14 protein-coding genes and 1 tRNA gene are annotated in these 13106 nt (G+C 57.1%); 7 read left to right on the top strand and 8 right to left on the bottom strand.

The features are described 5' to 3' along the window. Positions 1 to 326: 326 nt before the first annotated feature. From RZ517_RS05335 to RZ517_RS05330, 3 genes are all read right to left on the bottom strand, one after another. Positions 327 to 929, bottom strand: a complete 603-nt coding sequence (locus RZ517_RS05335; protein WP_338550427.1) for a hypothetical protein — start codon at positions 927 to 929, stop codon at positions 327 to 329. A gap of 260 nt (positions 930 to 1189) precedes the next feature. Beyond that, positions 1190 to 1288 carry a hypothetical protein gene (locus tag RZ517_RS18375; RefSeq protein ID WP_422395570.1) on the bottom strand — a complete coding sequence of 33 codons (99 nt, stop codon included), beginning with the start codon at positions 1286 to 1288 and terminating at the stop codon, positions 1190 to 1192. A gap of 127 nt (positions 1289 to 1415) precedes the next feature. After that, positions 1416 to 1505: transfer RNA gene (locus tag RZ517_RS05330), tRNA-Ser, on the bottom strand. Positions 1506 to 1667: 162 nt separating this feature from the next. On the opposite strand from RZ517_RS05330, the gene RZ517_RS05325 reads away from it, so the two are divergent. Genes RZ517_RS05325 through RZ517_RS05310 form a run of 4 tightly spaced genes read left to right on the top strand, consistent with a single transcriptional unit; the run spans position 1668 to position 4848 of the window. Further along, a complete protein-coding gene (locus RZ517_RS05325) occupies positions 1668 to 2375 on the top strand; it encodes an ABC transporter permease (protein WP_338550426.1) in 708 nt (235 codons plus the stop codon). After that, entirely contained in the window at positions 2368 to 3117 is a 750-nt protein-coding gene (locus tag RZ517_RS05320; protein WP_338550425.1) for an ATP-binding cassette domain-containing protein, read from the top strand. The genes RZ517_RS05325 and RZ517_RS05320 overlap by 8 nt, the downstream gene beginning before the upstream one ends. A 22-nt stretch (positions 3118 to 3139) precedes the next feature. After that, positions 3140 to 3955 (top strand): substrate-binding domain-containing protein, encoded by an 816-nt coding sequence (locus tag RZ517_RS05315; protein WP_338550424.1) that lies wholly within the window; start codon positions 3140 to 3142, stop codon positions 3953 to 3955. Beyond that, positions 3955 to 4848, top strand: coding sequence for a helix-turn-helix transcriptional regulator (locus RZ517_RS05310; RefSeq protein ID WP_338550423.1), 894 nt, complete (start codon positions 3955 to 3957; stop codon positions 4846 to 4848). Before RZ517_RS05315 ends, RZ517_RS05310 begins: the two co-directional genes overlap by 1 nt. A 2-nt stretch (positions 4849 to 4850) precedes the next feature. On the opposite strand, the gene betC is transcribed toward RZ517_RS05310, so the two are convergent. From betC to ychF, 5 genes are all read right to left on the bottom strand, one after another. Further along, positions 4851 to 6362 carry a choline-sulfatase gene (betC, locus tag RZ517_RS05305; RefSeq protein WP_338550422.1) on the bottom strand — a complete coding sequence of 504 codons (1512 nt, stop codon included), beginning with the start codon at positions 6360 to 6362 and terminating at the stop codon, positions 4851 to 4853. An 81-nt stretch (positions 6363 to 6443) separates the two neighbouring features. Next, on the bottom strand, positions 6444 to 7640 hold the full coding sequence (locus tag RZ517_RS05300) for an HlyD family secretion protein (protein ID WP_338550421.1): 1197 nt from the start codon (positions 7638 to 7640) through the stop codon (positions 6444 to 6446). Beyond that, positions 7633 to 8022, bottom strand: coding sequence for a hypothetical protein (locus RZ517_RS05295; RefSeq protein WP_338550420.1), 390 nt, complete (start codon positions 8020 to 8022; stop codon positions 7633 to 7635). The genes RZ517_RS05300 and RZ517_RS05295 overlap by 8 nt, the downstream gene beginning before the upstream one ends. Before the next feature lie 112 nt (positions 8023 to 8134). Further along, entirely contained in the window at positions 8135 to 8950 is an 816-nt protein-coding gene (locus RZ517_RS05290; protein WP_338550419.1) for a zinc-dependent peptidase, read from the bottom strand. Positions 8951 to 9027: 77 nt separating this feature from the next. Next, on the bottom strand, positions 9028 to 10125 hold the full coding sequence (gene ychF / locus RZ517_RS05285) for a redox-regulated ATPase YchF (protein WP_338550418.1): 1098 nt from the start codon (positions 10123 to 10125) through the stop codon (positions 9028 to 9030). 172 nt (positions 10126 to 10297) lie between these two features. On the opposite strand from ychF, the gene RZ517_RS05280 reads away from it, so the two are divergent. The 3 genes from RZ517_RS05280 (at position 10298) to RZ517_RS05270 (ending at position 13000) form a co-directional block, all read left to right on the top strand. Next, on the top strand, positions 10298 to 11371 hold the full coding sequence (locus tag RZ517_RS05280) for a flavin monoamine oxidase family protein (RefSeq protein WP_338550417.1): 1074 nt from the start codon (positions 10298 to 10300) through the stop codon (positions 11369 to 11371). A 90-nt stretch (positions 11372 to 11461) separates the two neighbouring features. Continuing rightward, the gene (gene trpA, locus RZ517_RS05275) at positions 11462 to 12253 is read left to right on the top strand and encodes a tryptophan synthase subunit alpha (protein WP_338550416.1); all 792 of its coding nucleotides are present in this window, start codon (positions 11462 to 11464) and stop codon (positions 12251 to 12253) included. Positions 12254 to 12256: 3 nt separating this feature from the next. Further along, positions 12257 to 13000 carry a hypothetical protein gene (locus RZ517_RS05270; RefSeq protein ID WP_338550415.1) on the top strand — a complete coding sequence of 248 codons (744 nt, stop codon included), beginning with the start codon at positions 12257 to 12259 and terminating at the stop codon, positions 12998 to 13000. The last annotated feature ends 106 nt before the right edge of the window (positions 13001 to 13106 follow it).

The raw sequence follows: 13106 nt of genomic DNA, 5'->3' as shown, positions 1-13106 counted from the left end.
AAGTGGTCTTGCAGCTCGATCAGGATCTTGAGCATCACGCGGGGCTCACCCCAGTTCAGAGTCAACTCGGCAGCGGGGCAATCGGGCGTCTGTATCTTCCATGTGATACCCCAAGTGCCTGTTATACAGAGTAAAAATACAATTATGCTTGGTGGCGGAGACGAAGGGAATATAACATTTCTTTTTATTTACTTTAAAATCAGATGCTTAATAAATTTGTATCCTCCTGAATATACGCCCTGTATCCTCCATTTAGTGTGTAAGAGGCTGACAGTTTTAATCAGATGACCGGTATGAGCCCAGAGCAGACTTTGTAGGTTGGCGAGTTAACAATCTATCTTTTCCATTTTTGACCACTCTTGTTTGGAGATTGTCATTGATAGCTGCGAGCTCATTTTTCCTCGTTGATCCAGAAGAAAGCTGTGAGCTTTGATTTTCGTAGTTTTGGGATTTTGAATTGCTATCACGATCCTGGGTTTACCATTTTCCATTCCCAACACCTCACCAAACCTAATTCTATCTTCGGTGTACTCTTGGAAAGAGTCGGCTCCAAATGCAGTGCCGTAGCTATTTTTGAACCAAACCTTGGCAACATCGCATTCCGCAGCTTCCTGACTGGAGACGCCATCTGATTGACCGACGGGAAAAACCGTATCGGAATGTCTGGTGGCTTGTGTCGAGTTATTTCCGATAGCGTTCACAGTCAAAAACCCAAATAACAATACGGCTGCAACGATCCAAGCTACGTGTCTTGCCATCTTTTTGACCCCATTTTGCAGCTTGACTGACTTATGGAGTAGGAAAGTAGCAATTGGCATGAAAAACTTGAGCAGTTTTTTCGCAAGTTTGGCCAAGTTCGGAATGTCCGCTTCGTCCGCATAGCAGACATTTCGATCACAGATGCAACTAGCAAGGCAATCCAATTTCACCAGAAAAATCCGTGTGGGTTATATCTACGTGAGCCTTCCCCGCTTCCCCCTTGGGGGTGCGCATTGGCCATTGTTTTGCATAAGCATGCCCCGCCCCCAAGCTCATCGGATACGCTGCCCTCATGGTAAACCCCTGGGTGTCTCGCAGGGCTTACCCATAAGAGACGTCTCACGGTTCATCCCACAGTGTCTCGCAGGGTACCATCTTGCATCTTTGAGACAGCACTACTACATCGTCTTAAACTTGTGTGAGACACAGATCACCTAGCGTAGGCCAGATCACTGGTACCGGTGGACCGTTTGAGCTGCTTTCTACCGTTGAAATGCTCCCGAAACTCAGCCGGGATCGTGAGCAGCACGTAGTATTTCCCCTTGTTCAGAGCCAGCGTGGTAGCGGGATAATCGGACACCTTTATCCTCCATATGTATCCTCCATGGGATACTCCAAGTGTCTATTATATTGAGGAAAAACGCAATAATGATTGGTGGCGGAGACGAAGGGATTCGAACCCTCGAGACGGTTTCCCGCCTACTCCCTTAGCAGGGGAGCGCCTTCGACCACTCGGCCACGTCTCCGCTGGCCTGTCTAGGGGGCGGGATTGCGGAAAACAAGTGGAAATTTCAGAGCTTTGGCCAGAGGCATGCCGGGAAGCACAGGATGCGGGAAGTTTCTGTTGAATGACTGCATAATTTCCGATTTACTGCAAATTATTGAAAATTTTGCAATGCGAGGAGGCGATGCAAGATTTTGGAGCAGCCTTCGGCTTGGCCTTTGAGCTCGTGCTGCGCGCGGATGGCGATCTGGTTGAGATTGTTCTTCTGTCGCTGCGTGTCAGTCTCAGTGCGGCTTTGCTGGCCTGTGCGATCGGATTGCCGCTGGGGGCGTTTCTGGCGGTCTCCCGGTTTCGCGGACGCGGGACGGCAATCGTGGTTCTGAACGCTCTGATGGGGTTGCCGCCGGTTGTTGTCGGATTGCTGGTGTATCTGCATCTGTCCCGCGCAGGGCCTTTGGGGTTTCTGGGCCTGCTCTACACGCCCACCGCCATGATCATTGCCCAGACCCTTCTGATCACACCCATCATTGCCGCCTTGTCGCGGCAGGTGCTGGACGATCTGAATGCGGAGTATTCCGATCAGTTCAAAGCCTTTGGTCTCAGCCGATTGCAAGCAATGCGAGCGCTCATTTGGGATGCGCGCTATGCACTCACGACCGTGGCTCTGGCCGGGTTTGGACGGGCCATCGCAGAGGTGGGTGCCGTGATGATCGTCGGCGGCAACATTGATCATGTGACGCGGGTGATGACCACGGCCATCGCGCTAGAGACTTCGCGGGGAGAACTGGCGCTGGCGCTGGCGCTCGGGCTTGTGCTTATGCTCTTGGCGCTTGGCATCAATGCCGCTGTCCAGGGCGTACGCCTGAGCGCAGAGAGGCGGGCCTATGCGTGATGCGGTTCTGCATGGCGGCGCACCAGGTGCAGGCCTCTCCTCGCCGCTGCTGACTTTGGACAGGCTGCGGCTGGAGGACGGGGCGCATTGCCTGATCGAGGACGTGACGCTGCGCTTACAGAGCGATGGGATCACCGTCGTTATGGGACCGAACGGCGCGGGCAAGAGTGTCTTGCTGCGGTTGTTGCACGGGTTGACTGCGCCCAGTGCGGGGCACGTTTTGTGGAAGGGCGCGCCGCTGACACCTGAGATTGCGAAACGGCATTCGCTGGTGTTTCAAAAGCCGGTCCTGCTGCGGCGCTCGGTGGCGGCCAATATCGATTTCATCCTGCGCGCGCGCGGTCTTCGCGGAGAGGGCCTGCGGTGGGATGCGTTGCGGCGTGTGGGTCTGTTGGACAAGGTCAGCCACCCGGCGCGCCGCCTGTCGGGCGGAGAGCAGCAACGTCTGGCCCTGGCTCGCGCGCTGGTCACGTCGCCCGAACTTTTAATGCTGGACGAGCCAACGGCCAACCTGGATCCCGGCGCCACGCAAATGATCGAGCGCATCGTCAAGGAAACCGCCAATCAGGGCACCAAGGTCATATTCGTCACGCATGACATCGGACAGGCCCGCAGGCTGGCAGGCGACGTGGTCTTTGTACACAAAGGGCAACTGGAAGAGCACAGCCCGGCGAACCAGTTTTTCACCTCCCCTCAAACTGCCGCTGCAAAGGCCTATTTGTCAGGAGACATTGTGACATGATTTCAAAGATGGAGACCTCCGCATGATCTCAGTGCGTTTGTCAGCTTTGGCTGTTGCGCTCTGCCTTGCGCAAGAAACGGCAGCGGACACAACCATTGTCGTACAATCAACCACGTCGACGGCCAATTCAGGGCTTTACGACCACCTGCTGCCGCTTTTTGAGGCTGAAAGCGGGATGTCCGTGAACGTAGTCGCCGTGGGGACCGGGCAGGCAATCAAGAATGCCTCAAACTGTGATGGCGACGTGCTTTTGGTGCATGCCAAGGCGGCAGAAGAGGCCTTTGTGGCGGCCGGATATGGGCTGGCGCGGGCCGACCTGATGTACAACGACTTTGTTCTGGTGGGCCCAAGGGAAGATCCTGCGCGTGTAAAGGGCTTGGAGGATGTGCAAAAGGCCCTGACTCAGATTGCAGATGCGGGCGCGCTATTTGTCTCTCGCGGAGATGACAGCGGAACCCATAAGAAAGAAATGCAGCTCTGGACCGACGCTGGTCTTGATCCGGTGGCTGCCTCTGGCACGTGGTATCGCGAAACAGGGTCTGGCATGGGGGCAACGCTCAATGTTGGAGTAGGCATGGCGGCCTATGTGATGACAGATCGCGCCACCTGGCTGAGCTTTGGCAACAAGGGCGATTTCGAAGTGCTTGTTGAGGGCGATCCGGATCTTTTCAATCAATATGGGGTGATCGTTGTGAACCCGGGTCATTGTCCCAATGTCGCATTTGAGCCTGCGCAAAGCTTTGTTGACTGGTTGCTGTCCAAAGACGGGCAGGACGCGATTGGGGCATATGACCGCAACGGCGCGCAGCTCTTCTTCCCGAATGCGGCGGGCGGATGATGTCTGAGGCTCCGAGTGTCACTGACCCCGACTATCTGACGGTCAAGGAACTGGCAGACTTGCTGCGCCTGAAGGAGCGAAAAGTGTATGATCTGGCCGCGTCGGGCGACGTGCCATGTTCGCGCGTCACAGGCAAGCTGCTCTTTCCTCGGCAGGATATTCTGGCCTGGATCAACCAGGGACAGTCTGGCGGAATGGTTGCCAACGCATCACGCCCGGCTGTGTTTTTAGGCAGCCATGATCCCGTGCTGGAATGGGCGTTGCGGCATTCGCGCTGTGAGTTGGCGACGTTTTTTGATGGAAGCCTTGATGGGTTGGCCCGCGTTCGGGCAGGTGAGGGTGTTGCGGCGGGCTTGCACGTCTATGACGGCGTGTCCGGGACGTGGAATGTTCCGGTGGTCGAAGCCGGGTTTGCAGGACAGAACATGGTTCTGGTCGGGTTTGCCACGCGGCGACGGGGATTGGTCATGGAGCATGACCTGATGCGCCGGATACACGGCGTGGCCGATCTTGGCGGGCGGCGGGTTGTCGAACGGCAACCCGAATCCGGTACAGCCAAACTTTTCCAGGACTTGCTGGATCAAGCCGGGCTGAGGTCATCGGAGGTGCAAACGGTCGAGGTGGCGCGCAGCGAAATGGAAGCGGTGCTGACCGTCTCGCAAAGCGGGGCGGATGTGGCCTTTGGGTTGGAGCCTCTGGCGCGTCAATTCGGATTGGGCTTTGTGCCTGTGATTGAGGAACAGTTTGACCTGCTTGTTGATCGAAAGGCGTGGTTTGACGAGGGTTTTCAACGCTTTGTCGCCTTTTGTAACAGCAAGGTGTTTCACGCACAGATCAAAACACAGGCGGGATATGACGTGTCCGACTTCGGCAAGGTGCGCTGGAACGGATAGCCTCAGGCCTTGCCGGACACGGGCAAATATCTGAAGGCCCAGTCGTTGTAGCTGCCTTCTCCACGATACCATATGACCTCGGACCCAGGCGCTTCACCATGATTCCATCGAGGTCGTGTGTTTTGCATATCCCCAGTGAGCACAAGCCGCCGTCTTTGCTGACTGCGCATGATGTCCTGCCGCAGTGCCTCACTGTCCCAGCGTTGCAGGACATAGGACTGCAACTGTGCCTCTGTCTCGGCGTGGGCGGCATTACCAGCCAGATTGGTGCGCTCGTGTGGATCGGCCTCGATGTCAAAGAGAAGTGGCGGATCGTCAGCGGAATAGAAGTATTTATACGCGCCGCGCCGCACCATGAAGATCGGCGCAGTCGTGGCCTCGGCCAGGTATTCGGCCAGGATGGGGCGATCCGGGTTTGGGTTCTGCAGAAGTGTCGACAGATCCTGACCGTCCAAAGGCTCAATGGGGCTGGTCCACCCCTGCCCTTCAGCAATCCCCATGAAGGTGGGCAGCAGGTCCACAAGAGAGGCCGGTGTCGCAACGCGGGATGGACCGAACGCACCCCCGCTGATGATCAGCGGAATGCGCAAGGCGTGTTCAAAGAAGTGTTTCTTGAACCACATGCCGCGCTCTCCCAGCATCTCACCGTGGTCAGAGGTAAAGAGGATCACGGTATTCTCACGTTTATCTGTGGCGTCGAGCGCGTCCAGGACGCGGCCAATCATCTCATCCAGATAGCTGATCGAGCCGTAATAGGCGCGGCGAGCGCGGCGGATGTCTTCATCAGAAAAGCGCAGATCGAGCATGCCAAAATCATTCAGAAGCCGCGCTGAGTGTGCATCATGATCGTCGGCTTGCATGGCGGGAACTGCAGGAAGAGCGATATGGGCGTCTTCGTAGAGGTCCCAGTGTTTCTTTTGGCAAAGATACGGCTCATGCGGATGAGTGTAGGAGACCTGAAGAAAAAACGGACGTGTGTCGTCAGAGCGGGCGAGATCATAGAGATGCTGGATGGCGTGGAAGGTCACCAGGTCATCAAAGTCTATCTGCACGGAACGCTCACAGATGCCCGCGACAGTCACCGCGCGCGCATCGTTCGTGTCGCGGTCACCTTCATCCCCCCAGTTTGGCACCCATGAGAAATCTGCTGGATAGAGATCCGGGGTCAGGCGGGTCTCAAAGCCGTGGTGCTGATCGGGCCCGATGAAGTGCATCTTACCCGACAGCGCCGTGTGATAGCCACTGGCGCGCAGGTAGTGCGCGTAGGTGGGCATGGAGGCAGGCAGCTCTGCGGCATTGTCATAAGCCCCGATTTCGGAACAGAGCCTGCCGGTGGCCATCGACGCACGCGACGGCGCGCAAAGCGGGAAGTTGCAATAGGTGGTCTCAAAAACCGTGCCCTCGCTCGCCAGTTTGTCGAGATTGGGGGCGTGACAAACCGGGTCGCCATAACTGCGCAGAAACTGCGCGGCCAATTGATCCACCTGGATGAAAAGAATGTTTGGTCGTGACATTTTTCGCCCCCGTCGCATGACAGGGAAACCGTATGGGACAATGTCCTAAGGGTCCAGTTTGCCAACCGGGCTAAGGTTGCTTTAGTGCCCACCGCCTCCGGCAAGCCCGATGCCTGAGAGGATCGCACCCCAGACCTTGAGCCGCAAGCCCACGGCTTTGACCACGCCGGTGGCTGCAATGATATGCCCCGTCACACCGCTCAGATTGTTGGTGTAAGTCTGTACGATGCATCCGCTTCCATCCAGCATCATCGCCTCGTGTTCAGGGTGAAGGAGCTCAAAGTAGACCAGCATGGACCCACGCGCATTCAGGTTTCCGGGTTCCAGAAGCCGTCCGCCGGGCACCACCTGGCCGGTGGCCACGGCAGGTTGGATCGCGACGATCTGTGCGGGCATGACCGCGTTGCGAAACGACAAGCTTGCGTTGCTGTCACAGGCTACTTCGGCTGGCATGCCCTCATAAAGCGTGGCGCGCGCCACCTGCGAGAAGCCCGCCGTGATGCGCAGTGGCGCGTCGGCGTCCCGGTCCGGGATGATGACCATTGCGGGGCTGATAATCAGGGTGGAGGCGGGGCTTCCGACGCTCAGCGCAAGTTGCGTGACCACCCCATCATTGAATGCGTGCACTTCGGTTTGATCCACCGACACCTGCGCACGCTCCACGGCCGCTTCCGCCGCCGCGCGCTGCGCCGGAATGGCTTGGGAAATGTCGTTTTGCGCCAAATCCACCTGCGCATCGGCCGCGGCCAGCTCCGCCTCGGCAACAGCGACAGACGCCTCAAGTTCCCGCACGGCGTCGCCACTGCCGACATTGCGTTCGAAAAGCGATTGTGCGTTTGAAAGGTCGACCTTTAGCTTGTCCAGATTGGCCTGCGCCTGTGCCACGCCTGCTTGCGCGACAATCAGAGAGTCCTGCGCTTTGACCTCTGCGGCGGCCAGAGTGTCGAGCTCTGCCTTGGCCTGAGACAAAGCCGCCTTTTGCGCACTGTCTTCAATACGGAAAAGCACATCGCCCGCCACAACCCTCTGGCCGTTGTGGACGGCGACTTCTGTTACCGGGCCGCTGGTCTGCGCGACCACCGACACCGTGCGGAAGGGCAACAGGCCGGAGTAGGATTTCGGGTGGAAGTAGAAGATCACCATGAAGAGGAAAAACGCCATGATGGCCCAAAGGAACACGGCGGTGCGCATGTTCCAGACGGTGATGGCCTCTCCTCGGCGCTTGAGCTGAAAGTACCGGATGACTGCCGGAAAGGATGTCAGAAGAAGCTCAAACACGTTCGGCCTCTTCTGCTTGGGGTTTCGGCGCCGGCTCAGGTTCGACCATCGGCTCCGGTACATCGCGCCTGCCCAGGTTGAACCGTGACCAGTCTGCCATGAGGGCAATCAGAATTGCGCTCAACGGCAGCAGGATGTTGAAATGAGACAGCGGGAAAAGCTCATAGAGCAACGCGATCGTCAGCATCGTCGGAATGGTCTTGGCCAGTGGCGTGCCTTTGGATTGATGCTCGGCCCAGCGGTCAAAAGCCGCGTAGAGCGACACGATCCCGTAAATCGCCAGCAAGATGAGCGCGATGGATAACCACGCGAACGTGTCGGATTCTCCGGGGGCTGCAAACCAGGATGGAAGCGCATGCCCGTGACTTGCCTCTTCTGCCATATGTCCCTCTTTCAGCGCGGTTCTTTCCCTAAGCTTGGCCCAGATTATGCCACAAGGAAAGGACGTATATCACAGCCAGTGTTCGTCCAGTGCCAGAACGCAGCGAACGGGATCACTGCCAAGTCGCCGGGTCGAGCTGCAAAAGCTCTGACAGCTGCGCATAGACCTCAGGCTCTTCACTTTGCAATTGGGTCGCCTTTTCAAAAAAGACTTCCACTGCAACGGCAAAGAACTCTTCATGGTTGGTGGCAGCGTATGGGCTTAGGACAGTTTTGTGCCCTGCCTCTGTCTTTTTGACGTGACGCTCATAGCCTGTAGTGAAAACGCGTTCCCATTCTGCGAAACTTTGACCATTGGCCAAAAGCGGCGCGCCATCGGTATGACCGGACAGGCCGTCAAGCTGATGGGCAAATTCATGCAGCACGACGTTGTGGCCATCCTCGGTGTTGAGCGCGCCTTGTTTGGAATGCGCCCAGGACAGGATCACTGGCCCATATTGCCAGCTTTCGCCAGAGCGCACGACTTCGGATTCACGCACGACATAGCCGTCATGCTCTCTGGTTTTGGATTTGAACGCGCCGGGATAGATCAAAATGGTGCGCAGATGGTCGTACCAGGCGTCGGTGTTAAGGACCAGAAGACAGGCTTGCGCGGCAATGGACAACTCCATCTCTTCGGTGACATCAAGCCCGTTGCAGCCGATAAATTCAACCTGATCAAGGAACAGGTTCATCTTGCCTTCAAGACGGGTTTGCATGTCTGGCGGCAGGTTGCGCAGGAGTGGCACGGTATCTGCCACAATCTTGCGTTCCGTGTCTGACAGCCCGGCCTTCAATAGCTGTTCGCGGTGCTCGACCCTTTTGCGCCTGCGATAGAGCAAAACGCCCAGAACGAAGCAGATCAGACCGAAGATAAAAAGGAGGGACATATAAGACCTGTACCTATGTGCCGATTTCTTGAAAAAAATCTGTCCGGAAACTTTCAAAATTTCCGCTTACCTGCTGCTCATGTGTTAAACAGGAAATGCAGCACGTCGCCGTCCTTGACGATGTATCCCTTGCCTTCGGCGCGCATTTTACCTGCTTCTTTGGCCGCCTGTTCCCCACCCAGTTCGACATAGTCGTCATAGGCAATCGTCTCGGCGCGGATGAAGCCCTTTTCAAAGTCACCGTGAATGACACCTGCGGCCTGCGGGGCGGCTGTGCCTGCCTTGATCGTCCAGGCGCGCGCCTCTTTGGGACCGGCGGTAAAGTAAGTTTCCAAATGCAAGAGCTCGTAGCCTGCGCGAATGAGCCGGTCGAGACCGGCCTCTGTCAGCCCCATTTCCTCTAGGAACATGACAGCTTCGTCTTCGTTCAGCTGGCTGATCTCTTCTTCAATTTGGGCCGAGATCACCACATGCGCGGCACCTTGGTTTTCGGCCATTTTCGCCACGGCGGCCGAGTGATCGTTGCCCGAGGCCGCGCTGGCCTCATCCACGTTGCAGACATAGAGGATCGGTTTGGTTGTCAGAAGCTGTAGGTTCTTCCAAGTCTTCGCATCTTCAGCATCTATATCGACTAGACGCGCGGGTTTACCGTCTTCGATCATCGCCTGAGCCGCCGCCAGAAGGCGATCCTGCTGCACCGCTTCCTTATCATTGCCTTTGAGCTTGCGCACCAGACCCGCGCGGCGTTTTTCGATGCTTTCCAGATCGGCGAGCATCAGTTCTGTCTCAATCACATCGGCGTCTTCGACCGGGTCCACCCGGCCCTCAACATGGGTGACATCGCCATCCTCAAAGCACCGCAGCACATGAGCGATGGCGTCGACCTCTCGGATGTTGGCCAGGAATTGGTTGCCCAGCCCCTCGCCTTTGCTCGCCCCTTTCACAAGACCGGCGATGTCCACGAAGGTCATACGCGTCGGGATCACTTGTTTAGACTGGGCAATCTCGGCCAGCTTATCGAGCCGCGCATCGGGTACAGCGACCTCACCCACATTAGGCTCAATCGTGCAAAACGGAAAATTCGCCGCCTGCGCCGCTGCCGTCTTGGTCAGCGCGTTAAAAAGCGTCGACTTGCCCACATTGGGCAACCCCACGATTCCCATTTTGAAGCCCATGATCCGATCCTTGATGCCCGCCAAAACTTGCCGCCTTCTAGGGTGTCCGACGGGGTGTCGCAAGCCCGCTGTCAAAGCTGCATGCTTGACCTGCACGCAAAAGATATCATGTGTTTGTCTGCCGCCCTTTTCTATCTATCAGTAGATATATTCAAAGAGGATCCCAACCGCCATGTCTCACTTTGACGCCATTGTCATAGGAGGGGGTCTGGCAGGGCTCGCGGCCTGCGTCTTGCTAGAGGAGCAAAATCTCTCGGCCTGTCTCATCGAAGCCCGGGGGGATCTGGGTGGGCGCGTCCGGTCTTTTACCGACCCAGACGGCGGCTTTGCCGGAGATGCCGGACCAAGCTGGGTCTGGCCAGGGTATCAACCCACTGTGGCGCGCTGGCTCAAGCGGCTCGATTTGCCCATTTTTGAGCAATACACCCAAGGGTCGGGCCTTCTGGATTACGGACCCCAGCGCGAAGTCGAGGCCCGGATGCTGCCACATCAGGCAGGGTCCTATCGGCTGGAGGGCGGTACGGCGCGGCTGGTCGCGGCAATGGCCGACCAACTATCCCGCACGCAGGTGATCTTGAACACGCCCGTGACGTCGAGTGCAGTGGACGGCAACGGCGTCACAGTCACCACATCCGACAGCACGCATGACGCACCCCGGGTGCTGGTAGCCATGCCGCCCAGACTTGCCGCCAGGCTTCGTTGGACCCCCGCACTACCTGCCGCGCTCAAGCAGGATCTGACATCTGTACCGACCTGGATGGCCTCGCAGGCCAAGGTCGTCCTGCGCTATGACAGACCGTTCTGGCGGGACAAGGGCCTCTCGGGGCGCGTGCTTAGTCAGGCTGGCCCCTGTGGCGAAATCCACGACCTGTGCGATCCTGGAAGCAAGCAGGGGATTTTGTTTGGGTTCCTGAACTGGCCGGTGGAGATGCGACAACTCAGGGCGGACGCGCTCAAACATGCCGTTCTGGATCAGCTTACGCGATGCTTCGGACCGAAGGCAGAGGCAGTTCGTGGTCTTGAGATCTTTGACTGGGCGCAAGAGCCCTTTACCACAGATGCACTCGACCTTGAGGGCCCCTTTCGGCACCCCGATCCGCCCCCGCGCCGGCTTCAGAATGTGCAATGCGACGGGCGCGTGATGTTTGCTTGCGCTGAATGCTCAAGTCAGTCACCGGGGTTGATCGATGGGGCACTGGATGCGGCCGAGCAGGCCGTTGCGCGTCTTCTGGCACATCGCCTCTGATCCGAATTATCCAAAGCGTTTGTGCATTATGGGCATTGATTTTATGGGCTCTATTTGGCAAGGGCGGTGGGATCAGCAAGGAAACACTGTATGACCCGCATCGACGCCAAATTCGCAGAGCTTACCACCGCCGGAAAGAAGGCCTTTGTGGCTTATGTCATGGCGGGCGATCCTGATTATGAGACTTCCCTGGAAGTGATCAGAGGCCTGCCCGAGGCAGGTGTGGACATCATTGAGCTGGGCCTGCCCTTCACCGATCCCATGGCGGATGGACCAACCATTCAGCTTGCTGGTCAGCGCGCACTTGAGGCGGGCATGACACTGGAGCGGACGTTGCAGATGGCACGTGAGTTCCGTAAAACCGATGACAGCACGCCGATTGTGATGATGGGATATTACAACCCGATCTTTAATCGCGGTGTTGAGCAGTTTCTGACGGATGCCAAGGCGGCGGGCATCGACGGGCTGATCGTGGTGGATTTGCCGCCCGAAGAGGATGACGAGCTCTGCATTCCGGCGCAGAAGGCGGGGCTGAATTTCATTCGCCTGGCCACGCCAACCACCGATGACAAGCGTCTGCCCAAGGTGCTTCAGAACACGTCCGGCTTTGTCTATTACGTGTCGATCACCGGCATCACCGGTGCCGCAGCGGCTGAGGCCGCGGATGTGGCCCCCGAGGTGGCGCGCATCAAGGCGGCGACAGACCTGCCCATCGTTGTGGGCTTTGGGATCCGCACACCAGAGACCAGCCGAGAGATCGCAAGCGTGGCCGATGGCTGCGTTGTTGGCTCGGCCATTGTGGCCAAGCTTGGGGACGGAGACAGCCCCGCGGATGTTCTGAACTTTGTGCGTGGTCTCGCGGACGGCGCGCATTCGGCTTGAATAATGCGTGCGGAACCGACACCCATTTGGGCCGGTGCTTGGCAGCTGTTTCGTAGCAACATCTCTCTTCTGCTTGCAATTTCCGCAATCGAGCTTTTGATCGAGATCGCCTTTGGATGGTCCTATGACGGTTTTCTAGCTCTCATCAGCATCGTTGCCCTCGTTGCCACGACGATGATCTCCGCCTACGTCATTCATATCTCGGCGCTGACCGGCAAAACCTTTTCGGCAAAAAATCTGACGCGACTCAGCGTCCTTCCGAACAGAGCTTTCACGGTCATTTTCATCGCAACAGGTTTCGTTCTTATAACGTCTTTAATTGGATTCGAGCGCTTGTTCTCTCAACACGATTACTTGCTTGCACCGCTGATAGCATTGGCCGCAGTCTTCGTAGTTTATTTCGCTTTTCTCTGTCGGTTTGGCACTGTTTTTCCGGCTGCCGCCCACGCCTCAGACTGGAGTCTGATCGAAGCTTTCATGCGCGGGCGCGGCACGTCTTGGACATTGTGCAAGGATTTGATCGTTGGTGCCGTTGCTGGCAACCTGGCCCTGATTTTCCTCGCCGCCAAACTCGGGTCTTTTGATGTTTCGATCTATGCCTGGCTTGAAAATGGGGCCTTCAGCGTGACCGGCACAATCACTGCATTTCTGTTCTATCTCGGCTATAAATTTGTGACCGTTCTCGGCGTGGTCGCGTTTTGCAAGGCATATCGAAGCTCAGGGATGAATTCGACTGAGGCCCGATAAAGCTGCAACGTTCATGCCCGCCCACAAGCCCGAGGCAGGACGCCGCATAGACAAAGAACATTTATTTCGATATTGGTAAAAAAACTTTACCAATACTGGAACATGG

The organism is Roseovarius sp. S88 (assembly GCF_037023735.1).
GTDB classification, from domain to species: domain Bacteria; phylum Pseudomonadota; class Alphaproteobacteria; order Rhodobacterales; family Rhodobacteraceae; genus Roseovarius; species Roseovarius phycicola.
Note: the sequence above shows the minus strand (reverse complement) of the source record. Positions and strands in the feature narration are given on the sequence as shown.